Here is a 21,640-nt window from a genome sequence, read left to right as displayed (position 1 = left end):
TTTTAAAAATTTATTTTATAATATTTGTATATGAAGGAGGTTTCCATGATGAAAAAAAATCATTTATTAAAATTGTCCCTTACTATACTTACAGTATGTTTTGCTTTTCTTTTAGTAGCTTGTGGTCAAAAAGAAGATGTTACTTATTACCAAAGAATTGATCAATCAAATCAATTTGATATGCGTCTGACCTATTATCATAAAGGTGACGTAGTTACCAAACAAACTACTGAAAATTTCATTTCTTATAAGTCTTTAGGAATCGATGAAAGCCAAGAAGAGCAAAAAAATGCTGCTAAAGCTAAAATAGAAGAGCTTTCAAAACAATATCAAACAGTCAAAGGAATTAAAGAAAAAGTCTCCTTTGATAAAAACGGTATTAAAGAAAATATAGAAATTGATTACGACAAAGCTGATTTAAAAGAATTAGCCTCTCTTCCAGGTATGATGATTTCTAACGAAAAAAATGCGAAAAAAATTAGTATGAAAGCTAGTGGAGAAGCGCTTGAAAAAAGTGGCTTCAAAAAAGTCGAAAATGGTAAATTTGAAGAACTAAAAAAATAATAAAAATAATAAAAAGTCTTAAGTTTCATCACTTAAGACTTTTTTCATTTTTCTCTCAAAGTCATAACGACTCATCATGACAACATGATCACAATTAGTGCAACGAATTTTGATATCTGCTCCAACTCTCGTGATTTCCCAACGATTTGCCTTTTTACCTGTTGACTTAATCGTACAGGCATGTGGCTTTTTCATTTCAACATAACTTCCTTTATCGTACATTAGTTTGTTCTCACTGGAGTAATTAATTGAATGAAATCTTCTTCTTGATCACTAGGAACAAGAGTAAATGGACGAACAGCTGAAATAAAGCTAATAGTTACTTTTTCACTATTCACAGCTTTTAAAGCTTCAATAAGGTAAGTCGGGTTAAAGCTAATAGTTAGATTCTCTCCTGAAACATTTTCAGCATCAATTTCTTCATTCACTCGGCCAACTTCTGGAGAGTTTACATGAGCACTTACAACGCCACCTTCAATTTCGAGTTTTACAGTTCCATTCTGTGTGGCATTAGATAATAGGCGAGCACGTTCCATTGCAGCACGTAGAGCAGATGTTGCAAAAGTAACAACTGTTGAAAATTCTGTTGGAATAAGACGATCCGTATCTGGGTAATTTCCTTCTAATAGACGTGTATAGAAGCTAATATTTTCGCTTCTAAAAAGAATTTGATGATTAGCAAAGAAAACCTCAACTGTCTCAATTTCATCGCTAAAAACAGCTGTAAATTCGCGTAGAGAACGACTTGGAATAACAACGTCAAAGTTATCCCCATTTTTTTCTAGAATAATTTTCTTTTGACTGAGTCGATGGGAATCTGTAGCAACTGTTTTAAGATTCTTATGATCCGTTAAAACAAAGTGTACACCAGTTAAAATAGGACGACTTTCTTGTAGACTAGCTGCAAATGCTGTTTCATTAATTAAATCCTTCAAAATCTTTGTTTCAAGAACCAATGGATTAGAAGTTGGTACATCTTGAATACGTGGATATTGATCAGCATCTTTTCCTTTTAGAGTAATTTCTGATTTTCCACTAGTCAGTACGATTTGCTTTTGCTCAATTTCTTTAAAATCAAGAGTCACATCTGGAAGACTAGAAACAACATTAATAAAGAAAGTAGCTTCAAGAAGGATTGAACCTAAGGAAGTAACTAAGAGGCCTGCATTTTCATTATTTACAGAAATAAAATTTTCAATTGAAATTTGTCCATTAGAACCAATTAAGGTAATTCCCTCGTTAGTAACATCAATTTTAATCGTTGAAAGAATAGGAATGGCATTTTTATGACTAATAGCTCGTTTGGTTGTGTTCAAGGCTTGTAAAAATAAATTTTTATTAATAGAAAAGTTAATCATGAAAACTCCTTTTATTATTTATGATTATAAGGTTAATAGTAATAGTAGGCTATGTGGATAATGTGGAAAAATAGTTCAATCATAGTTACAGCAAGTATTTTTACTTGTGCACAATTTGTGGATTAATTTCCATATTTTTGAAAACTTATCCACAACTATTTTATTTTATTTTTTATCGATTCAATTTCTAAACGTAGATTATCGTCTTCTTCTAGCATACTTTTTATTTTTCCATGGGCATGAATTACAGTTGTATGGTCTTTTCCTCCAAATTCACGTCCAATCTTTGGTAAGCTATTATCTGTTAATTCTCTGGTCAAGTACATGGCAACCTGACGAGCTAATACAATATTTTGAACTCGCCTAGTCCCTTTCATTTCTTTGACACTAACTCCGTAAAAATTCCCAACTTCAGTTTGGATACGATCAATTGGGATGACTAATAGTTGACTTCCTGCTTGTTTACGAGAGCGAATAGCTTCAGCTGCAATATCTATAGTAATCTCTTTAATCTGCTTCATGCTAGCAAGTAAATTGATGTCTTTTAGAGCACCTTCAAGATCACGTACATTTGAATCAAATTGTCCAGCTAAATATTCAATTGTCTCATTTGGGAAAATAAGATCAAATTCTTCGATTTTATTTCGCAAAATAGCAATTCTAGTTTCAAAATTTGGAGGAGTGATATCACTAGTTAATCCCCATTTGAAGCGCGTGACTAGTCTTTCTTCCAAATTTTCTAAGTAGTCTGGACTACGGTCACTGGTCAAAACAATTTGTTTATTTTCTCCATGCAAGGCATTAAAAGTGTTAAAGAATTCTTCTTGAGTAGATACTTTTTTACTAAGTGCCTGAATATCATCGATTAATAATAAATCAAGACTGCGATAGATTTTTTTAAAACTATCCATTTCTCCTAAACGAAGATGTTCTAGAAAATCATTAATAAAGGTCTCAGCAGGAACATATTTTATCCGAGCATCAGGTGTATTTTCTAATACTTCGTTTCCAATAGCATTTAATAAATGTGTCTTTCCTAAACCTGGTCCACCATAAATGAATAAGGGATTATAGATACCTCCCAGATTATCTGCGACAGCTAGGGCCGCTGCTTTTGCCCACTGATTGCCATCTCCTTGTACGAAGTTTTCAAAAGTATATTTTGCTTTTAAGCCAGTAGCTAGTGGAGGAGATTTTTTCTTTTCAGTTAAATCGGGCTGCTGTGAAGTTAAATAAACTGGTTCTTCTTTAACTCTGTCTTCTGTTTCAAATACGTATAAGGCAGTAATTTGATCATTGTAGATTTCGAAACCAGCCGTTAGGATAATATCTGCTAAATTTTGCTCCCAGAAAAGCTTTTTAACAGGACTATCTAAGTGAATTGTCGCCTGATTATTTTCAATTTTAATCAATTTGGCTTCTGCTACAAAAAAGTCAAAGGTTGTTTTTTTTAGCTGAGTGTGAGCTAACTCTAATACACGCGCCCAAAATTCTTGTTCCTGAGCCATTATTTCTCCCTTCTACTTATAATATTCTTCAATATTTTAACATAAACTTAAAAAGTTTTCCACAACTGTGAATAGAAATCCACAATGTTTATCAAAGTTTTCCACAAGTTGTGGAAAGTTAAGATTTTTCTTGCTATATAAAGTTTTCTGGATACTATATTTTGTGGAAATGCTTGTGAAATGATAAAAGAAAAATAACAGTACTATTTAAGACTGTTAATAATTCTTTCATATTCTTCCTGACTAGAAAAAGAAATTGAGATTTTGCCAGTTTGTTTCTTAGAGAGACTAATCTTTACATCAACTCCCAATAATTTCTTTAGATTTTCTTCTTCTTCTTCGATAAAAATTTTTTGGACATTTTCAGACTTAGGCTTAGTAGGAGAAGTTTGTAATAATTTCTCTAATTTTCTAACAGAAATATCTGAAGAAATAATTTTTTCAAGCCATTTTTTCTGGTCTTTTTCCTTAAGTTTTATTAGTAATCGAGCATGAGCCTGAGAAATATGACCTTCTTTTACCGCTTTTAAGACAAAATCAGGTAACTGTAGCAAGCGAACAAGATTTGTAATATAAGGCCTTGATTTCCCCATAATCTGAGCGATTTCATCATGCGTTAATCCCTTATAAATAAGATGTTGATAAGATTCAGCTTCTTCTATTGGATTGAGATCCTCTCTTTGAAGATTTTCAATAATAGCCTGCTTCATCATTTCATCATCGCTTAGTGATTTGACTAAGGCAGGAATTTCAGTTAATCCTGCTATTTTAGCTGCCCTAAATCTTCTTTCCCCAGCTAAAAGTTCGTATCCAATGATAGATGATTTCCTGACGATAATAGGCTGGATTAATCCGTTTTCTTTAATAGAATTTGCTAACTCGTTTAATTTCTCTATTGAAAAATCTTTTCTTGGTTGATAGGGATTGGTGTGAATATCTTTAATTAAAATATATTGATAATTTTCCATTTGTATATAGCATAACACACCTTTACGAAAGAGTAAAGGTGTGTTGACAGTCTTGTAAATGGTATTTATTCAGAACTTAAATCATCAGTTGATTTAGTTAGTTTAATAGTTGTTGTTTGCTCTTTTCCATCACGATAATAAGTAACTTTAATTTCTTCATTAATTGAATGTTTATAAAGAGCTGATTGGATATCGCTAGCAGATGATATTTCTGTATCATCAATTTTTGTAATCACATCATATTTTTGTAACTTACCATCAGCAGGCATTCCAGTTTGTGTGGAACGAACAACGACACCACTTTTTACATTATCTGGAAGTTTTAATCGATCAGAGCTTGAAGAAGATAAACTACTTAAGTTGACCATTTGAATTCCTAGAGCTGGTCGAATGACTTTTCCATTCTTTTCTAATTGTTCAATGATATTTACAACATCATTGGATGGTATTGCAAATCCCATACCTTCAACAGAAGTACTACCATTATTGGTGTTAGCAATTTTACTAGAGGTAATACCAATAACTTGACCTTGAATGTTTACAAGAGGACCACCAGAGTTACCAGGATTAATTGCGGCATCAGTTTGAATGGCTTGAGTAGCAATTGTTTGACCATCTTCTGATCGTGAAGAAACATTACGGCTTAGGCTGGAAACAATTCCCTGAGTCACTGTATTAGCATAATCAGAACCAAGAGGACTTCCGATTGCAATGGCAGTTTCTCCAACGGTTAATTTACTAGAATCTCCAAATTCTGCTACATTTTTAACCTTATCAGCAGGAATTCTGACTACAGAAATATCAGAATATGTATCAGTCCCGACTATTTCACCAGGAACCTTATTCCCATCAGCAAGACGGATATCAACTTTTTTTGCACCATTGATAACGTGTGTATTGGTAACTAAGTAAGCATAGTCTTTATCTTTTCTATAGATAACACCAGATCCTTCGCTAGCTACCTGATCATTTTCATTTCCTGAATTATTGTTGTCAAAAATAGCATCTGAATTAGATTCAGAATATGTAATGACAGAGACAACCGCGTCTTTTACTTTATCAACAGCCTTTGTTGTAGAATTACTATTTTTATAGGATGTTGTTATTGTAGTCGCTGTTTTCTGATTATTATTTGTGGCTGAATGAGGTGTTGAAAAATAAGAAAATCCCCATGTTCCAGCAACACCACCTATAAAACCAACTAACAAAACAATGAAAACTTGCAATGTTTTTTTGAAGAAATTTGAAGAGTTTTTCATATCTTCCTCCTAATATTTCAAATTGCTGTAAGTATAGAACCGATAACTTAATTATATCTTAAAAATAATCACTTTTCCACAGTTTGTGGAAAACTTAGAAAAAACGTTAATTTTTATTAGAAAATCTATAGATGAGGTAAAAATTTCTCATTGAAATGGTGTGAATAAAGTGTGAATATGATAAAATAAAATTATGAAAATAAAGCTTGTAACAGTTGGAAAACTAAAAGAGAAATACCTTAAAGAAGGGATTGCAGAATACTCAAAACGACTGAGTCGTTTTACGAAAGTAGAGATAATTGAATTAGCTGATGAAAAAACACCAGATAAAGCAAGTCCATTAGAGAACCAACAAATTCTGTCGAAAGAAGGGGAACGAATTTTATCTAAAGTATTAGATCGTGAGTTTGTTATTGTTTTAGCTATTGAAGGTCAGCAATTTCCTTCTGAAAAATTTAGTAAAGTTATTGAAGATGCTTCAGTTCGAGGTTTTTCAGATATCACTTTTATTATTGGTGGTAGCTTAGGCTTGTCTCCTAAAGTAAAAGAAAGAGCCAATCTTTTGATGAGTTTTGGTCAATTAACCCTACCTCATCAATTAATGCGTTTAGTTTTAATGGAGCAAATTTATCGCGCTTTTATGATTCAGCAAGGCAGTCCTTATCATAAATGAATCTTGACGCTATACGGTCTTTTTGTTACAATAATAAAGTATGGTCCCATAGCTCAGCTGGATAGAGCATTCGCCTTCTAAGCGAACGGTCGCAAGTTCGAATCTTGCTGGGATCAGATAAGATTGAGGGTGCGCTCAAGCGCACTCTTTTTTTAATAAAATTTTTAAAAATGACATTTCAGTTATATTTACTTGCATATGAAGCTGATTTTCTATATTTGGGAAATCTCCCTGTATAATAATCTTGTAAGTTAACTTTACAAAAAATTATTAGGAGATATTTTTATGAAAAAGAAAAACAAACAAAATTTATTGCCAAAAGAGTTACAACAATTTGAAATTTTGACAGAAAGAAAATTAGAGCAAGTTACTGGTGGAGATGTTCGCTCAAACAAAATTAGATTATGGTGGGAAAATATATTCTTTAATAAAAAATAATTTTAGGAGATTGAAATGATATTTACAATAATACTGTCTTTATTTCCAGTTATAATACAAGTTTTTTCCTATGATTTTTTTTACAATAAAATTAATAGAAAAAAGAAAATTAATATTAAACTCATTATTCTATTTTGGGGTTTAATAATGGTAATATCATTTCTTTATTCTCTATTCTTATTATTACCAGATTATTGGAAAATTTTTCGAGATATTTTTCATTATTTATTTTTACTTATTCAGCCTCTTATTTTCTACAAATATTTTCTTATTAAAAGAAAAGAGTATGATAATTACTTGAATTTGTTTTTATCGTTTGTTATCTATTTATCTGTGGAGACTTCTGAAACTTTTTTATCTGTCATTATTTCTTCAATAACAGGAGATTATTTTGTAAAACAACATTACGATATTTTTTACATTATAATTAATCTTTTAGCTTTGTTTATTATTTTAAAGGTTGTTGATTTTTTTGACTTTTATTTTGAATATTATAAAGAACCAATTTATAAAAATGATCTATATAATGTTAATAAGTCATATATAGTAATTCATATCTTATTAAATATTTCTCATTGGTTTAGCGAAAACGCACATCTTAATAGTTTTGCTAGTATGATTGCCACTATAGGATTTATTATGTTTTTGTCGACTTTATTTTATCTAAAGTCTGCTCGTGAACAACATGAAAAAGCAAAAGAAATTCAGCAAAAAAAGGAAGAACAAAGACAACTACAGCTTTATACAGATGAAATTGTAGGTCTTTATAACGAAATTCGAGGTTTTCGTCACGATTATGCTGGTATGTTAACAAGTTTGCAAACCGGAATTAACTCAGGTGATATGAAAGAAGTAGAGCGAATCTTTCATAATGTTTTAAGTCAAGCTAATATTTCCCTTCGATCAGATGACTATACTTTTTTTGAATTAAATAATGTTCAAGACACTGCCTTGAGAAGTGTGTTAATTCAAACTATATTTAAGGCTCGAGAGTGTGGAGTAGAGATCGTATTTGAAATGAAGGATGTTATTGAGACATTACCTATGAAACTTTTAGATTTAGTTCGAGTAGCTAGTGTATTGCTCAATAATGCAGTTGAAGGGGCAGCTGAAAGTCCCTCAAAAACAATGAACGTGTCTTTAGTAAAGCTAGATAAAGAAATTGTTTTTGTAATTCAGAATTCTCGTCAAAGCCGTTACATTAATTTAGAAGAAATTTATGAAGTAGGCTTCTCAACAAAAGGAGAAAATCGAGGATTAGGTTTAAATAATGTCAAAGAAATTATTGACAAATATGATGAAGTTATTCTGGAAACAGATATAGAAACAAATTATTTTATACAAGTTGTAAGATTTAAAAGAAAGGAAAAAATATGAAAGTATTAGTGCTAGAAGATACTATTGAACATCAAGTGAGAATTGAAAATGTCTTCGAAGAAATTTCTCGCGAACTTAATCTTGAAATTAAAGCAAAAGTAACAGGAAAAATTCATGAATTTAAAGAATATGTTGAGTCAGACGAGGTAAATCAACTCTATTTTTTAGATATAGATATCAAAGGAGAAGAACAAAAAGGTCTAGAAATGGCGCAATTTATACGCCAACATAATCCCTATGCTATCATTGTTTTTGTCACGAGTCATTCAGAATTTGCGACTTTAACTTTTAAGTATAAAGTATCAGCGTTAGATTTTATAGATAAAGACATAAATGATAATTCTTTTAAGAAAAGAGTTAAAGATTGCATCGTTTATACACGAAATAATTTAATTGAAAATACAGATATTGTTGACTTTTTTGAGTATAGTTTTAGAGGAAACGAAATTCGAATTCCTTTTAGAGATATTTTATATATTGAGACGACAGGAAGTCCTTATAAATTAAGAGTTGTTGGAAAAAATTTCTTTAAGGAATTCTATGGGACAATAGCAGAAATTCAAGAACAAGATAAAGAACTTGGATATTTTTTCTCACCACATAAGTCATACCTATCGAATATTAGCAACATTAGTGGATACGACAAAAAGACAAAAGATGTTTTATATTATGATGGTCATCGTTCACCAATTTCTCGATTACGTGTCAGATACTTGAAAGAAATACTGAAATCCAAAAGTAAAAAAGAAGAAAATAAAAAATAAAACTGTTGACAAAGCGAGATAAACTGGTATAATAAAATATGTCTTCTTGCAAGACATATATGGTCCGTTGGTCAAGGGGTTAAGACACCGCCTTTTCACGGCGGTAACACGGGTTCGAATCCCGTACGGACTATATTATCCGGCATAGCTCAGTTGGTAGTAGCGCATGACTGTTAATCATGATGTCGTAGGTTCGAGTCCTACTGCCGGAGTCGGTAACACTCAATTAATTGAGTGTTTTTTTGTTTATATTTTCCTCTACAGACTTAACCTGTTTTATGGTATAATAATTTGAATTGAAAAGATGAAAGGAAGAGCTAAATGGCTTTAACAGCAGGAATTGTCGGATTACCTAATGTCGGCAAATCAACTTTATTTAATGCAATTACAAAAGCGGGGGCAGAAGCAGCAAACTATCCTTTTGCAACCATTGACCCTAATGTTGGGAGGGTAGAAGTTCCGGATGCACGTCTTGATAAGTTGACAGAGCTCATCAAACCACAGAAAAAAGTTCCAACAACTTTTGAATTTACAGATATTGCAGGAATTGTTAAAGGGGCTTCAAAAGGGGAAGGTCTTGGAAATAAATTCTTAGCTAATATCCGTGAAGTAGATGCTATCGTCCACGTTGTACGTGCTTTTGATGATGAAAATGTCATGAGGGAACAGGGTCGCGAGTCTGATTTTGTTGATCCAATGGCAGATATTGAAACAATCAATTTAGAATTGATTTTAGCAGACTTAGAAAGTATCAACAAACGTTATGCGCGTGTAGAGAAGATGGCGAGAACTCAAAAAGATAAGGATTCTGTGGCGGAATTTAATGTATTACAGAAAATTAAGCCAGTTCTCGAAGATGGTATCTCAGCCCGGACAATTGAGTTTACAGAAGAAGAACAGAAGATCGTTAAAGGGCTCTTTCTCTTAACGACTAAACCTGTGCTTTATGTGGCCAATGTCAGTGAAGATGAAGTGGCTGATCCAGATAATATTGACTATGTAAAGCAAATTCGCGAATTCGCAGCTACAGAAAATGCAGAAGTTGTAGTCATTTCAGCGCGTGCTGAAGAGGAAATTTCTGAATTAGATGATGAAGATAAATCAGAATTTTTAGAAGCAATAGGTCTGACAGAATCAGGTGTGGATAAACTGACCAGAGCAGCTTACCACCTGTTGGGACTTGGAACATACTTTACAGCTGGTGAAAAGGAAGTACGTGCTTGGACCTTCAAACGTGGAATGAAAGCACCTCAAGCAGCAGGTATCATCCACTCAGATTTTGAGAAAGGTTTCATCCGAGCGGTAACCATGTCTTATGATGACTTATTGCATTATGGAAGTGAAAAAGCAGTGAAAGAAGCTGGACGTTTGCGTGAAGAAGGAAAAGAATATATCGTTCAAGATGGCGATATTATGGAATTCCGGTTTAATGTGTAAAAGAAAGTATAAATGGAATAAAGAATAGGTTGGAAAAATTTTTCCAACCCTTTTAAGCTTTGAAAGGATAATAATGACAAAATTAATTGTTGGATTAGGAAATCCAGGAGATAAATATGTTGAAACAAAACACAATGTTGGATTTATGTTAGTTGACAAGTTGTGTAAAGATTTAAATTTAAAGTTTACAGCCGATAAAATTTTTCAATCAGAAATTGCTTCAACATTCTTAAATGGTGAAAAGGTATATTTTATCAAACCAACAACTTTTATGAATGAAAGTGGAAAAGCAGTCCATGCTTTGTTAACATATTACGGTTTAGAAGTTGAAGATTTACTTGTAATATATGATGATTTAGATATGGAAGTTGGTAAGATTCGTTTACGCGCAAAAGGTTCAGCAGGCGGCCATAATGGGATTAAATCGATTATTAAACATATAGGTACTCAAGATTTTAAACGAGTTAAAATAGGTATTGGTCGTCCCAAAGGAGGTATAACAGTGGTTCATCATGTTTTAGGAAAATTCGATAGAGATGATTACATAACTATTTTGAATACTCTTGACAAAGTTGACAATGCTGTAAATTATTATTTACAATCAGGCAATTTTGAACAAGCAATGCAGAAGTATAATGGATAATAAAATGAACTTGATTGATTTATTTTGTCAAAACCAGCAAATTTTAGATTGGAAAAAAAATCTAAATCAAAAGACTAGACAGTTACTAATGGGGTTGTCTGGTTCCACTAAGGCACTTGCAATAGCCTCCGCTCTTGATGAACATCAAAAAATTCTCGTTATGACATCAGGTTATAGTGAAGCAGAAAAGTTATCTAGTGACTTGATTTCTTTGTTAGGTGAGGAAAAAGTATATAATTTTTTAGCTGACGATGCACCTATGGCTGAATTTATCTTCTCGTCTCAAGAGAAAATATATGCTCGGATTGGAGCATTAAATTTTTTATTAGATGACAATGAGTCAGGTATTCTAGTCACAAATCTTTCAGCTAGTCGCCTTTTTTTGCCAAATCCAAATGAATTAAAATCTTCAATTATAGAACTAAAAGTTGGTCAAGAATATAACCTTGATACCCTTGTAAACTTTTTGATTAAGATTGGTTATAGAAAAGAATCACAAGTTTTTAATCAGGGTGAGTTCAGTTTAAGAGGTGATATCCTAGATATTTTTGATAAAGATAGTATTTCTCCTTACCGCTTAGAATTTTTCGGAGATGAGATTGATGGAATACGTATTTTTGATTCAGAAAGCCAAACTTCTATTGAAAATTTAAATCAAGTTTTAATTCATCCTGCAAACGATATATTGTTATCGGATGAAGATTATCTAAGAGCTCAGAAAAAAATAGAAGAGGCAGTAAAAGCAAGTCAAGATAACCATCTAAAATCTTATCTTGAAGAGATCTTACAGGATGTTAAAAAACGTCAACTTCATCCAGATTCTCGAAAATTTTTATCCTATTTTTATGAGAAAGAATGGACTATTCTAGATTATCTTCCAAAACATACTCCTATTTTCTTTGATGATTTTCAAAAAATCATGGAGCGAAATGCACAATTTGAAATGGAAGCTGCAACTATTTTGACAGAAGGTTTACAATCTAGTAAAGCTGTTTCAAATCAGAAATATTTTGTGAATTCTTATCCAGATTTTAGAAATTACAAACCTTCTACTTTTCTTTCAAATTTTCACAAAGGCTTAGGTAACTTAAAATTTGATTTTCTTTATCAATTTAATCAATACCCTATGCAGGAATTTTTTAGTCAATTTCCTTTATTGAAAGATGAAATTGATCGCTATAAAAAGGCAGGTTCTACAGTAATCCTGCAAGCATCTTCATTAGCTGCTTTACAATCTTTACATAAAACTTTACAAGAATACGACATTCAAGTAGAGTATATAAATGATAAAGAAATCCATAAAAATTCAGTGCAACTTATACAAGGAAATTTAAACCAAGGGTTTAATTTTGTAGACCAAAAACTTGTATTAATTACAGAATATGAAATTTTCCAAAAGAAAGTTAAAAGACGTGTAAGACGGCAAAATATATCTAATGCAGAGCGATTAAAGGATTATAATGAGTTAGAAAAAGGAGATTATGTTGTCCATAACATACATGGTATTGGGCGATATCTAGGAATTGAAACCATTGAAATTTCTGGTATTCACCGAGATTATGTAACCATTCAATACCAAAATGCCGATCGAGTATCGATTCCAGTTGACCAAATCCAACTCTTATCAAAATATGTAGCTAGTGATGGAAAGACACCAAAAGTCAATAAGTTAAATGACGGTCGTTTTCAAAAGACAAAACAAAAAGTTCAGCATCAAGTGGAAGATATTGCAGATGATTTAATTAAATTGTATGCAGAGAGGAGCCAGCTAGAAGGTTTTTCCTTTTCTAGTGATGACGAAAATCAGATTGAATTTGATAATGATTTTCCTTATGTTGAAACAGAGGATCAATTACGAAGTATTCAAGAAATAAAGAAGGATATGGAAAGCAAGCAACCAATGGATCGCCTATTGGTAGGAGATGTTGGTTTTGGTAAAACTGAAGTAGCAATGCGGGCGGCTTTTAAGGCTGTTAATGATCATAAGCAGGTTGCAATTTTGGTGCCAACAACTGTACTTGCTCAGCAACATTATACAAATTTTAAAGAACGTTTTAATGACTTTGCTGTTAATGTTGATGTTCTAAGTCGCTTTAGGACAAAGGCAGAGCAGAATGAGACTTTAGAAGGTTTGAAAAAAGGTCAAGTGGATATCATTATTGGGACTCACAGACTCTTATCACAGGATGTTGAATTTGCAGATTTAGGTCTGATAGTTATTGATGAGGAACAGCGTTTTGGAGTTAAGCATAAGGAGAAACTAAAAGAATTAAAAACAAAAGTTGATGTCTTAACTTTAACTGCTACTCCTATTCCTCGTACCTTACACATGTCAATGTTAGGTATTCGAGACTTATCAGTCATTGAAACTCCTCCGACCAATCGTTATCCAGTTCAAACTTATGTTTTAGAAACTAATCCAACTATTATTCGAGATGCAATTGTAAGAGAAATAGATCGTGGAGGACAAGTTTACTATCTTTACAATAAAGTTGACACAATTGAGCAAAAAGTAGCTGAATTAAAAGAGTTAGTCCCAGAAGCAAGCATTGGTTTTGTTCATGGTCAAATGAGTGAAATTAGATTGGAGAATACTCTAATTGACTTTATAAATGGAGAATATGATGTCTTGGTTACAACTACCATTATTGAAACAGGAGTTGATATTCCAAATGCAAATACTTTATTTATAGAAAATGCTGATCATATGGGTCTGTCAACCTTGTATCAACTTAGGGGACGAGTAGGTCGGAGTAATCGTATCGCCTATGCTTATTTTATGTATCGTCCAGATAAAACTTTGACTGAGGTGGCTGAAAAACGTTTAGAAGCAATTAAAGGTTTTACAGAGCTAGGTTCAGGATTTAAAATTGCAATGCGAGATTTATCAATTAGAGGAGCAGGAAACATTCTTGGAGCTTCTCAATCAGGATTTATTGATTCAGTAGGGTTTGAAATGTATTCTCAACTTTTAGAAGAGGCAATTGCCAAGAAACAAGGTAAGGAGCAAAAAAGACAAAAAAGTAATGCAGAAATTAATCTCCAAATTGATGCCTATTTACCAAGTGACTATATATCAGATGAACGTCAAAAAATTGAGATTTACAAACGTATTCGTGAAATTGACAACAGTGTAAATTATGAAGATTTACAGGAAGAATTGATAGATCGTTTTGGAGAGTATCCAGATGTTGTCGCCTATTTATTAGAAATTGGTCTGTTGAAATCATATTTGGATAAATCCTTTGTTTCTTTAGTAGAACGCAGACAGCAGACCGTAGTTGTTAGATTTGAAAAGATGTCACAGCAAATATTCTTGACCCAGGATTATTTTGAAGCTTTGGCTGCAACAACTTTAAAAGCTCGTATAGGAGAAAGCGACAAACTAATTGAAGTTATTTTTGATGTTCGTCAGAAAAAGGATTATGAAATCTTAGAAAATTTAATTCAGTTTGGTCAAAAGTTGGTGGAGATAAAACAAAGAAAAAAGGATTGAGGGGATTTTGTTTTTTCATTTTCTTTAAAACATGATAGAATATTAAGAGAATTGAGGTAAGGAATATGAGATTAGACAAGTATTTAAAAGTATCAAGAATTATTAAGAGGCGAACTGTTGCAAAAGAAGTTGCTGATAAAGGGCGAATAAAAGTAAATGGAATTCTAGCCAAGAGTTCAACAGACTTAAAAACAGATGATATTGTTGAGATTCGTTTTGGTAATAAACTACTTACTGTGAAAGTATTAGAAATGAAAGATAGTACCAAAAAAGAAGATGCAGCAAGTATGTATGAAATTGTTAGTGAAACAAGGGTAGAAGAAGATGTCTAAAAATATTGTTCAATTAAATAATCAGTACATTCAGGATGAAAATCAGCGTCGACGCTACTTAGAAGAAGAACGTCGCAAAAAAAATCGTTTTATGGGCTGGGTTTTAATTTTAGTTATGCTTTTGTTCATTTTACCAACTTATAATTTAGTACAATCCTATCAAACCCTTCTAGAACGCCGGCAAAAGCTTGTTGAGTTACAAGAAAAATATGATGAGTTGAATAGGGAAAAAGAATATCAGGAAAACTTATCTAAGCGTTTAAAGGATGATGACTATGCCGCTAAATACGCTCGAGCAAAATATTTCTATGCTAAAGAAGGAGAGACAATCTATAATATACCAGATTTGTTACCACAGTAATCATGGATAATATTGTTAAAACAGTGGAGAAATTTTTAACTTTCTCAGAGGAAAAATTAGAAGAACTTTCACAAAAGAATCAAGAATTGAGAGAAGAAAAAAATACAGAAAGGAAGGATTGATGAGGAAATACTTAGCTTTATTGTTGTTACCGGCTTTCTTTTGCAGTAATATAGTCATTAGCACAGAAAAAGATATTCCATTGACAACAAGTCAACAGTATGAATTGACCAATACAAGCTACAGCAATTATTATCAAACACTTCCTACCAATCCAAATGTTTATGAAGAAGTTTTAACTTTTTCTTCTGCAGAACTAGATAAGATTTCTGGGAAGCTATCTCCAAATCAGCCTTTCAAGTTGACTGAATTAGTAGTCAATTCTCAAGGGTTACCTCTCTTTAAGTTATCCAATGGTCAGTTTGTAGTTGCTGATAAACGTTCCATTTATGATGATACTGTCTTGGCTTTGGAAGATACAAATCAAACAGTGTGGCTTAAACCAGGTTTTACAGTTTATGAAAAAGCTTATGTAAATGGTGTCAAAAAAATTAATAGTAATAAATCAGCCTATACTTCTGTAAAAATCACTCAACTAGCTACAACACCAACAGCCCAATATGCAAAAATTGAAAATAGTGGTTGGGTAAGAGCGGATTATCTTTCAGATACAGATAATCGCATCGAAAAAGTTCAAGAAATCTTAACTAGTCGATATAATCAGGCGGACTTTTCTATTTATGTCAAACAGTTGAATACAGGAAAAACGGCAGGAATTAATCAAGATACAGAGATGTATTCTGCCAGTGTAACTAAATTGCCAATTCTTTATTATGCTCAAGAAGAATTAAATAAAGGGAAATTTACACTTGCACAAGGACTAAAATATATTCAGGATGTCAATGATTATTCGGGAGCTTATGATACTGAAGGAAGTGGTAGTTTACCAAAAGAAGCAGATAATAAAGAATACAGTGTACAGGATCTTATTAATCATATTGCCAAAGAATCTGATAACGCCGCAACCAATATTTTAGGTTACTATGTTACAGATAAATCAAGCTCGACCTACCGTTCCACTATTGAAAACATTGCAGGTAGAAAATGGGATGTGGAAGAAAGAAATGCCTCTGCTAAAATGGCAGGAAATGTAATGGAAGCTATTTATTATCAAAATGGTTCTATTATTGACACTCTTTCGCAGACCAACTTTGATAATCAGAGGATTTCTAAGGATATTCCAGTGAAGGTTGCTCATAAGATTGGTGATGCTTATGATTTCAAACATGACGTTGCCATTGTTTACAGTGAATCACCTTTTATCATATCGGTTTTCACTAATCATTCAAACTATGACACTATTTCAAAAATAGCCAATGATGTCTATGAGGTGCTGAAATGATTGAGCAGCAATTTTTGAAACAGTGTAAAGAAAAAGCTTATTTTATTGAACATCAAAGAGTTTTGTTGGCCATTTCTGGTGGCCTTGATTCTATGACCTTATTGAACCTTTTATATAAGTATCAAAAAGAGTTGGATATAGAACTTATCTTAGCTCATATCAACCATAAACAACGAATTGAAGCTGATCAAGAAGAAAAACAATTAAAAGAAATTGCTCAAAAACTTGGTGTAAAGATTCTTACATCAAGTTTTTCTGGAGTTTTTTCAGAAAAATCAGCTAGAGATTTTCGTTATAATTTTTTCAAAAAAGTCATGCAAGAAGAAGATTGTACTGCCTTGGTGACAGCCCATCATGCAGACGATCAAGCAGAAACGATTTTTATGCGGATTCTACGTGGAAGTCGCTTACGTTATTTGTCTGGTATGAAAGATAGGCAGCCTTTTGGTGGTGGCGAGTTAATTAGACCCTTGTTGGAATTTTCTAAAACTGATTTTCCAACGGTTTTTCATTTTGAAGATGCCTCAAATTTTGAAAATACTTATTTTAGAAATCGTGTAAGAAACCAATATTTCCCGCTTTTAGAAACAGAAAACCCCAGAATCAAACAAGCTATTATAGGTTTAGGTTTAGAAATTGCTCAATTACAAAAAGCTCTTTCCGGCTTAACAAAAGACTTAAATATGACGGATTTACAGACGTTTAGGAAGCAAAAAAGAGAAGTTCAAGTTTTTTTATTGCAGGAATATCTTGAAAAATTTCCTGATTTACAACTAAGTAAAGCACAGTTTGATGATATTTTACATATTGTAAATACTAAAACCAACTATCACCATTATCTTAAAAATCAATATGAGCTCATCCAAGACTATCAAACCTTTAAAATTCAGAAAATCGGTCCTAAGTCTGATTCAAAAAAGGGAGCTATTTTGCTACAATTTGAAGATATTATTGAACTAGGTGGTTATTGTTTCTCTTTTGGGAAAGAATTAATTGGTGGAGAGGTTCAGATGATTCCTGTTTCACGTAAAACTTCTATTGTGCTCCGTCACCGACAGTCTGGAGATAGAATTTTATTAAATGGTCACCATAAAAAACTAGCTCGCTATTTTATAGATAAAAAATACTCTCTTAAAGAAAGAGATGAAGCTGTCATTGTGGAACAATTTAATGAAATTTTAGGGATTGCTGGAATCGTAACAGGTGATTTGAGTAAGAACTCGAAACGTGATATAATGAAAGATGTTCTTTATATTAAAAAAATAGATAGGTAAGATTATGTTAGAAAAAGACATTAAAAAAGTACTGATTTCGCACGATGAGATAGTTGCTGCTGCTAAAAAACTAGGAGCCCAATTAACAGAAGATTATCATGGGAAGAATCCTATTCTAGTTGGTGTTTTAAAAGGTTCGGTTCCTTTTATGGCTGAGTTGATCAAGCATATTGATACTCATATTGAATTGGATTTCATGATTGTATCTAGCTATCATGGTGGAACTTCTAGCAGTGGTGTAATTAACATTAAAAAAGATGTTGACCAAGATGTTGCTGGCCGCGATATTCTTTTTATTGAAGATATCATTGATACTGGAAAGACCTTAAAAAGCCTTTGCGAAATGTTCAAAGATAGAAATGCAGCGTCAGTTAAAATTGCTACACTCTTGGATAAGCCAGAAGGACGCCTTGTTGAAATAGAGGCAGATTACACTTGTTTCACAATTCCAAATGAATTTGTAGTTGGCTATGGATTGGACTATGTTGAAAACTATCGCAATTTACCTTATGTAGGTATCTTGAAGGAAGAAGTATATACAAAATAAAAGGTTTACTATATATAAATGAAAAATAAGCAAAATAATGGATTAGTAAAAAATCCACTTCTGTACATTCTAGTTGTGATTGCCTTAGTAACAGGGTTTCAGTATTTGATGGCTGGAAATTCTGTCAATCGCAGTCAACAGATTAATTACACAGAATTAGTTAAAGAAATTGAAAAAGGTAACGTGAAAGATATTAGTTACCAACCTAATGGAAGTGTTGTTGAAATTTCCGGAACCTATAAAAAATCTAAGGAAGTGAAAGATACAACAGGTATCCAATTTTTCCCATCGCCTTCATTATCGGTTAAAAAATTCACCAGCATCATATTGCCGGCAGATTCAACTATTTCTGAATTACAAAAGTTAGCAGCTAAAAACAAGACAGAGATTAGCATCAAACGTGAAAGCTCAAGTGGAATGTGGCTTAATATCTTAATTTCTGTCTTTCCACTTGTTATTGTTGGATTCTTCTTCTTTTCAATGATGAATCAAAGTGGTGGAGGTGGTGCCCGTGGTGCGATGAATTTTGGTCGCAATAAAGCGCGTGCTGCTAGCAAAGAATCAATCAAAGTGCGGTTTTCCGATGTTGCTGGTGCTGAAGAAGAAAAGCAAGAATTGGTTGAAGTAGTTGAGTTTCTTAAAGATCCTAAACGTTATACCAAGCTTGGAGCTCGTATTCCTGCTGGAGTTCTCCTCGAAGGCCCTCCAGGAACAGGGAAAACTCTTCTTGCTAAAGCAGTAGCTGGAGAAGCTGGTGTTCCTTTCTTCAGTATTTCTGGTTCAGATTTTGTCGAAATGTTTGTTGGTGTTGGTGCTAGTCGTGTTCGCTCATTATTTGAAGATGCTAAAAAAGCAGCTCCAGCAATCATCTTCATTGATGAAATTGATGCAGTCGGTCGTCAGCGTGGTGTTGGCCTTGGCGGTGGTAATGATGAGAGAGAACAAACTTTAAACCAACTTCTTATTGAGATGGATGGTTTTGAAGGAAACGAAGGTATTATCGTTATCGCTGCAACAAACCGTTCAGATGTGCTGGATCCTGCACTTCTTCGTCCTGGACGTTTTGACAGAAAAGTTTTAGTTGGTCGTCCAGATGTCAAAGGTCGTGAGGCTATCTTACGTGTTCATGCTAAAAATAAACCTTTGGCTACAGATGTTGATTTAAAATTAGTTGCTCAGCAGACCCCAGGATTTGTTGGTGCAGATCTTGAAAATGTCCTAAATGAAGCAGCTTTGGTAGCGGCTCGTCGCAATAAGAAAGTAATTGATGCTTCTGATATTGATGAAGCTGAAGATAGAGTTATTGCTGGACCATCTAAAAAAGATAAGACTGTTTCAGAGCGTGATCGTCAAATCGTGGCTTATCATGAAGCAGGTCATACAATTGTTGGTTTAGTTCTTTCGAATGCCCGTGTCGTACATAAGGTAACCATCGTACCTCGTGGTCGTGCAGGAGGATATATGATCGCCTTACCTAAAGAAGACCAAATGCTTCTATCTAAAGAGGATATGAAAGAGCAATTGGCAGGTCTCATGGGTGGACGAGTAGCAGAAGAAATTATCTTTAATGTTCAAACAACAGGGGCTTCTAATGACTTCGAACAGGCAACACAAATGGCTCGAAGCATGGTTACAGAATATGGTATGAGCGACAAACTTGGTCCCGTACAATATGAAGGAAATCATGCTATGATTCCAGGTGCTTATAATCCACCAAAATCTATCTCTGAGCAGACTGCCTATGAAATTGATGCTGAAGTACGTGACCTCTTAAATGAAGCTCGTAACAAAGCAGCAGAAATCATTCAATCAAATCGTGAAACTCATAAATTGATAGCTGAAGCGCTTCTGAAATATGAAACGTTGGATAGTAATCAAATTAAATCTATTTATGAAACCGGGAAAATATCTGAAGATCAATTGGATGAAGATAAAGAGTCACACGCTCTTTCATATGATGAAATTAAATCAAAAATGGAAGAAAACAAATCAGCTGAATAAAATCAAAAAGAATCTCATTTTGGGATTCTTTTTTTGAGAAGTTAGCCATAAATCAAACTCATTTGATACATATAACTCAATTACTAGATTACCAATAAAAGATGATTAAAAAAATAAATAGAAAAGTATTGACAAAACGAAAGGAACTGATATAATGTTCTATGTTGTGTGTTTATGGTCCGTTGGTCAAGGGGTTAAGACACCGCCTTTTCACGGCGGTAACACGGGTTCGAATCCCGTACGGACTATATTATCCGGCATAGCTCAGTTGGTAGTAGCGCATGACTGTTAATCATGATGTCGTAGGTTCGAGTCCTACTGCCGGAGTTAAGTATAAAAAAACAGGAAGAATCTTCTTCCTGTTTTTTTATGTTTTAAAACGAGAACAAAATGCATAAAGTATTATCAATAGATACATGACAATAATTTTAAATAAACAAATACACCCCAATGTCCGCAACAGTCTGGATCTTTGATAGATTAATAGGTGAGGAGAAATCCTCTAAAACCAAAAGAAAGGACTAGTCAATGAAGTTTGAGGACGTATACAAACAAGTTGAAGGGATAGTCAAGCGCTGTTATAAAGATTATTATCTGCACTTATGGGAGTATGCAGATTGGAGGCAGGAAGGAATGTTGGTGTTGTACGAATTATTAAAAAGTCATCCCAACCTACTGGAAGATCATCCACGCCTGTACCGTTACTTCAAGACCAAGTTTCGGAACAGAATTCATGATTTGATTCGTCGCCAAGAGAGTCAAAAGCGGAAATTGGACAGGCAACCCTATGAAGAGGTCAGCGAGATAGGTCATCGTTTAAGAATGAAAGAGCTGTATCTGGATGAATTGGTAGCCTTTAGAAGTGCAATGGCAGAGTATAGAAGTCAGCTCAGTCCAGAAGAATCAAAACAATATGAGCGCCTGATGGCAGATGAAAGATTCAAAGGACGTAAGGCAATGCTCAAAGATCTGTCCTATCACTTAAGGGATTTCAATCCCCGTTTAGATTAAAAAGAAGGGAGAGGCAATCTCCCTTTCAGTCTGTTTTCCAATTTCATGCTCAAGAAAAAAGCCAAAGAAAAAGAAGAATAATAAAAAAATATAAAAAAATTTCAAAAAAGTAGTTGACAGTTTAGCGAGTAGATGATATACTAAGATAGTTGTCTCCGAGGGAGGCAAAGACCTTTGAAAACTGAACAAGACGAACCAAGTGCAGGGTGACATAGAGATATGTGACC

General features: G+C 33.2%; 21 protein-coding genes and 5 tRNA genes. 21 read left to right on the top strand and 5 right to left on the bottom strand.

What is annotated here, in order from left to right:
- Window positions 1-45 precede the first annotated feature (45 nt).
- Entirely contained in the window at window positions 46-564 is a 519-nt protein-coding gene (locus PCY09_RS04015; RefSeq protein ID WP_045504988.1) for a YehR family protein, read from the top strand.
- A gap of 18 nt (window positions 565-582) precedes the next feature.
- Here the strand turns inward: PCY09_RS04015 and PCY09_RS04010 are convergent, their stop codons facing one another.
- The 5 genes from PCY09_RS04010 to PCY09_RS03990 form a co-directional block, all read right to left on the bottom strand.
- On the bottom strand, window positions 583-786 hold the full coding sequence (locus tag PCY09_RS04010) for a DUF951 domain-containing protein (RefSeq protein ID WP_008808039.1): 204 nt from the start codon (window positions 784-786) through the stop codon (window positions 583-585).
- A complete protein-coding gene (dnaN, locus tag PCY09_RS04005; protein WP_011999559.1) occupies window positions 786-1,922 on the bottom strand; it encodes a DNA polymerase III subunit beta in 1,137 nt (378 codons plus the stop codon). The genes PCY09_RS04010 and dnaN overlap by 1 nt, the downstream gene beginning before the upstream one ends.
- A 155-nt stretch (window positions 1,923-2,077) precedes the next feature.
- Entirely contained in the window at window positions 2,078-3,430 is a 1,353-nt protein-coding gene (dnaA, locus tag PCY09_RS04000) for a chromosomal replication initiator protein DnaA (RefSeq protein WP_008808037.1), read from the bottom strand.
- A gap of 203 nt (window positions 3,431-3,633) precedes the next feature.
- A complete protein-coding gene (locus tag PCY09_RS03995; RefSeq protein ID WP_061602214.1) occupies window positions 3,634-4,398 on the bottom strand; it encodes a ParB/RepB/Spo0J family partition protein in 765 nt (254 codons plus the stop codon).
- A gap of 65 nt (window positions 4,399-4,463) precedes the next feature.
- Window positions 4,464-5,657, bottom strand: a complete 1,194-nt coding sequence (locus tag PCY09_RS03990) for a S1C family serine protease (protein WP_061602213.1) — start codon at window positions 5,655-5,657, stop codon at window positions 4,464-4,466.
- Between the two features lie 193 nt (window positions 5,658-5,850).
- On the opposite strand from PCY09_RS03990, the gene rlmH reads away from it, so the two are divergent.
- The 20 genes from rlmH to PCY09_RS03890 all read left to right on the top strand — a co-directional run bounded on the left by rlmH (window position 5,851) and on the right by PCY09_RS03890 (window position 21,413).
- Complete coding sequence (gene rlmH, locus PCY09_RS03985) at window positions 5,851-6,330, top strand: 23S rRNA (pseudouridine(1915)-N(3))-methyltransferase RlmH (RefSeq protein WP_008808034.1); 480 nt, start codon at window positions 5,851-5,853, stop codon at window positions 6,328-6,330.
- Between the two features lie 42 nt (window positions 6,331-6,372).
- A tRNA-Arg gene (locus PCY09_RS03980) sits at window positions 6,373-6,446 on the top strand.
- A gap of 169 nt (window positions 6,447-6,615) precedes the next feature.
- Entirely contained in the window at window positions 6,616-6,768 is a 153-nt protein-coding gene (locus tag PCY09_RS03975; protein WP_012131079.1) for a bacteriocin, read from the top strand.
- Window positions 6,769-6,783: 15 nt separating this feature from the next.
- Window positions 6,784-8,145 carry a competence system sensor histidine kinase ComD gene (gene comD, locus PCY09_RS03970; protein WP_061602212.1) on the top strand — a complete coding sequence of 454 codons (1,362 nt, stop codon included), beginning with the start codon at window positions 6,784-6,786 and terminating at the stop codon, window positions 8,143-8,145.
- Window positions 8,142-8,909: a competence system response regulator transcription factor ComE gene (comE, locus tag PCY09_RS03965; RefSeq protein WP_061602211.1), complete on the top strand. Its 768-nt coding sequence runs from the start codon at window positions 8,142-8,144 to the stop codon at window positions 8,907-8,909. Before comD ends, comE begins: the two co-directional genes overlap by 4 nt.
- A gap of 61 nt (window positions 8,910-8,970) precedes the next feature.
- Window positions 8,971-9,042 (top strand) — tRNA-Glu (locus PCY09_RS03960).
- Between the two features lie 5 nt (window positions 9,043-9,047).
- Window positions 9,048-9,121: transfer RNA gene (locus PCY09_RS03955), tRNA-Asn, on the top strand.
- Between the two features lie 109 nt (window positions 9,122-9,230).
- The gene (gene ychF, locus PCY09_RS03950; protein WP_008808030.1) at window positions 9,231-10,346 is read left to right on the top strand and encodes a redox-regulated ATPase YchF; all 1,116 of its coding nucleotides are present in this window, start codon (window positions 9,231-9,233) and stop codon (window positions 10,344-10,346) included.
- A gap of 73 nt (window positions 10,347-10,419) precedes the next feature.
- Window positions 10,420-10,989, top strand: coding sequence for an aminoacyl-tRNA hydrolase (gene pth, locus PCY09_RS03945; protein WP_061602210.1), 570 nt, complete (start codon window positions 10,420-10,422; stop codon window positions 10,987-10,989).
- The gene (gene mfd / locus PCY09_RS03940) at window positions 10,982-14,485 is read left to right on the top strand and encodes a transcription-repair coupling factor (protein ID WP_125397475.1); all 3,504 of its coding nucleotides are present in this window, start codon (window positions 10,982-10,984) and stop codon (window positions 14,483-14,485) included. The genes pth and mfd overlap by 8 nt, the downstream gene beginning before the upstream one ends.
- 65 nt (window positions 14,486-14,550) lie before the next feature.
- The gene (locus PCY09_RS03935; RefSeq protein ID WP_012131074.1) at window positions 14,551-14,817 is read left to right on the top strand and encodes an RNA-binding S4 domain-containing protein; all 267 of its coding nucleotides are present in this window, start codon (window positions 14,551-14,553) and stop codon (window positions 14,815-14,817) included.
- A complete protein-coding gene (locus tag PCY09_RS03930; RefSeq protein WP_061602209.1) occupies window positions 14,810-15,178 on the top strand; it encodes a septum formation initiator family protein in 369 nt (122 codons plus the stop codon). The genes PCY09_RS03935 and PCY09_RS03930 overlap by 8 nt, the downstream gene beginning before the upstream one ends.
- Window positions 15,179-15,180: 2 nt before the next feature.
- Entirely contained in the window at window positions 15,181-15,300 is a 120-nt protein-coding gene (locus PCY09_RS03925) for an SP_0009 family protein (protein ID WP_037622626.1), read from the top strand.
- Window positions 15,300-16,580 (top strand): serine hydrolase, encoded by a 1,281-nt coding sequence (locus PCY09_RS03920; RefSeq protein ID WP_045772579.1) that lies wholly within the window; start codon window positions 15,300-15,302, stop codon window positions 16,578-16,580. The genes PCY09_RS03925 and PCY09_RS03920 overlap by 1 nt, the downstream gene beginning before the upstream one ends.
- Window positions 16,577-17,854, top strand: a complete 1,278-nt coding sequence (gene tilS / locus PCY09_RS03915) for a tRNA lysidine(34) synthetase TilS (RefSeq protein WP_061602208.1) — start codon at window positions 16,577-16,579, stop codon at window positions 17,852-17,854. Before PCY09_RS03920 ends, tilS begins: the two co-directional genes overlap by 4 nt.
- 4 nt (window positions 17,855-17,858) lie before the next feature.
- Window positions 17,859-18,401 carry a hypoxanthine phosphoribosyltransferase gene (gene hpt, locus PCY09_RS03910; protein WP_008808023.1) on the top strand — a complete coding sequence of 181 codons (543 nt, stop codon included), beginning with the start codon at window positions 17,859-17,861 and terminating at the stop codon, window positions 18,399-18,401.
- Between the two features lie 18 nt (window positions 18,402-18,419).
- A complete protein-coding gene (ftsH, locus tag PCY09_RS03905; protein ID WP_046164766.1) occupies window positions 18,420-20,402 on the top strand; it encodes an ATP-dependent zinc metalloprotease FtsH in 1,983 nt (660 codons plus the stop codon).
- Between the two features lie 176 nt (window positions 20,403-20,578).
- A tRNA-Glu gene (locus PCY09_RS03900) sits at window positions 20,579-20,650 on the top strand.
- A 5-nt stretch (window positions 20,651-20,655) separates the two neighbouring features.
- Window positions 20,656-20,729: transfer RNA gene (locus PCY09_RS03895), tRNA-Asn, on the top strand.
- A gap of 201 nt (window positions 20,730-20,930) precedes the next feature.
- The gene (locus tag PCY09_RS03890; protein ID WP_045772576.1) at window positions 20,931-21,413 is read left to right on the top strand and encodes a sigma-70 family RNA polymerase sigma factor; all 483 of its coding nucleotides are present in this window, start codon (window positions 20,931-20,933) and stop codon (window positions 21,411-21,413) included.
- Window positions 21,414-21,640: the final 227 nt, after the last annotated feature.

The organism is Streptococcus sp. SG2 (assembly GCF_030439925.1).
GTDB lineage: Bacteria > Bacillota > Bacilli > Lactobacillales > Streptococcaceae > Streptococcus > Streptococcus gordonii.
Note: the sequence above shows the minus strand (reverse complement) of the source record. Positions and strands in the feature narration are given on the sequence as shown.

Excerpts from the sequence above, each read along its gene's own strand:
- PCY09_RS04015 (WP_045504988.1), top strand. The coding sequence starts at position 46 with ATGATGAAAAAAAATCATTTATTAAAATTGTCCCTTACTATACTTACA.
- PCY09_RS04010 (WP_008808039.1), bottom strand. The coding sequence starts at position 786 with ATGTACGATAAAGGAAGTTATGTTGAAATGAAAAAGCCACATGCCTGT.
- dnaN (WP_011999559.1), bottom strand. The coding sequence starts at position 1,922 with ATGATTAACTTTTCTATTAATAAAAATTTATTTTTACAAGCCTTGAAC.
- dnaA (WP_008808037.1), bottom strand. The coding sequence starts at position 3,430 with ATGGCTCAGGAACAAGAATTTTGGGCGCGTGTATTAGAGTTAGCTCAC.
- PCY09_RS03995 (WP_061602214.1), bottom strand. The coding sequence starts at position 4,398 with ATGGAAAATTATCAATATATTTTAATTAAAGATATTCACACCAATCCC.
- PCY09_RS03990 (WP_061602213.1), bottom strand. The coding sequence starts at position 5,657 with ATGAAAAACTCTTCAAATTTCTTCAAAAAAACATTGCAAGTTTTCATT.
- rlmH (WP_008808034.1), top strand. The coding sequence starts at position 5,851 with ATGAAAATAAAGCTTGTAACAGTTGGAAAACTAAAAGAGAAATACCTT.
- PCY09_RS03975 (WP_012131079.1), top strand. The coding sequence starts at position 6,616 with ATGAAAAAGAAAAACAAACAAAATTTATTGCCAAAAGAGTTACAACAA.
- comD (WP_061602212.1), top strand. The coding sequence starts at position 6,784 with ATGATATTTACAATAATACTGTCTTTATTTCCAGTTATAATACAAGTT.
- comE (WP_061602211.1), top strand. The coding sequence starts at position 8,142 with ATGAAAGTATTAGTGCTAGAAGATACTATTGAACATCAAGTGAGAATT.
- ychF (WP_008808030.1), top strand. The coding sequence starts at position 9,231 with ATGGCTTTAACAGCAGGAATTGTCGGATTACCTAATGTCGGCAAATCA.
- pth (WP_061602210.1), top strand. The coding sequence starts at position 10,420 with ATGACAAAATTAATTGTTGGATTAGGAAATCCAGGAGATAAATATGTT.
- mfd (WP_125397475.1), top strand. The coding sequence starts at position 10,982 with ATGGATAATAAAATGAACTTGATTGATTTATTTTGTCAAAACCAGCAA.
- PCY09_RS03935 (WP_012131074.1), top strand. The coding sequence starts at position 14,551 with ATGAGATTAGACAAGTATTTAAAAGTATCAAGAATTATTAAGAGGCGA.
- PCY09_RS03930 (WP_061602209.1), top strand. The coding sequence starts at position 14,810 with ATGTCTAAAAATATTGTTCAATTAAATAATCAGTACATTCAGGATGAA.
- PCY09_RS03925 (WP_037622626.1), top strand. The coding sequence starts at position 15,181 with ATGGATAATATTGTTAAAACAGTGGAGAAATTTTTAACTTTCTCAGAG.
- PCY09_RS03920 (WP_045772579.1), top strand. The coding sequence starts at position 15,300 with ATGAGGAAATACTTAGCTTTATTGTTGTTACCGGCTTTCTTTTGCAGT.
- tilS (WP_061602208.1), top strand. The coding sequence starts at position 16,577 with ATGATTGAGCAGCAATTTTTGAAACAGTGTAAAGAAAAAGCTTATTTT.
- hpt (WP_008808023.1), top strand. The coding sequence starts at position 17,859 with ATGTTAGAAAAAGACATTAAAAAAGTACTGATTTCGCACGATGAGATA.
- ftsH (WP_046164766.1), top strand. The coding sequence starts at position 18,420 with ATGAAAAATAAGCAAAATAATGGATTAGTAAAAAATCCACTTCTGTAC.
- PCY09_RS03890 (WP_045772576.1), top strand. The coding sequence starts at position 20,931 with ATGAAGTTTGAGGACGTATACAAACAAGTTGAAGGGATAGTCAAGCGC.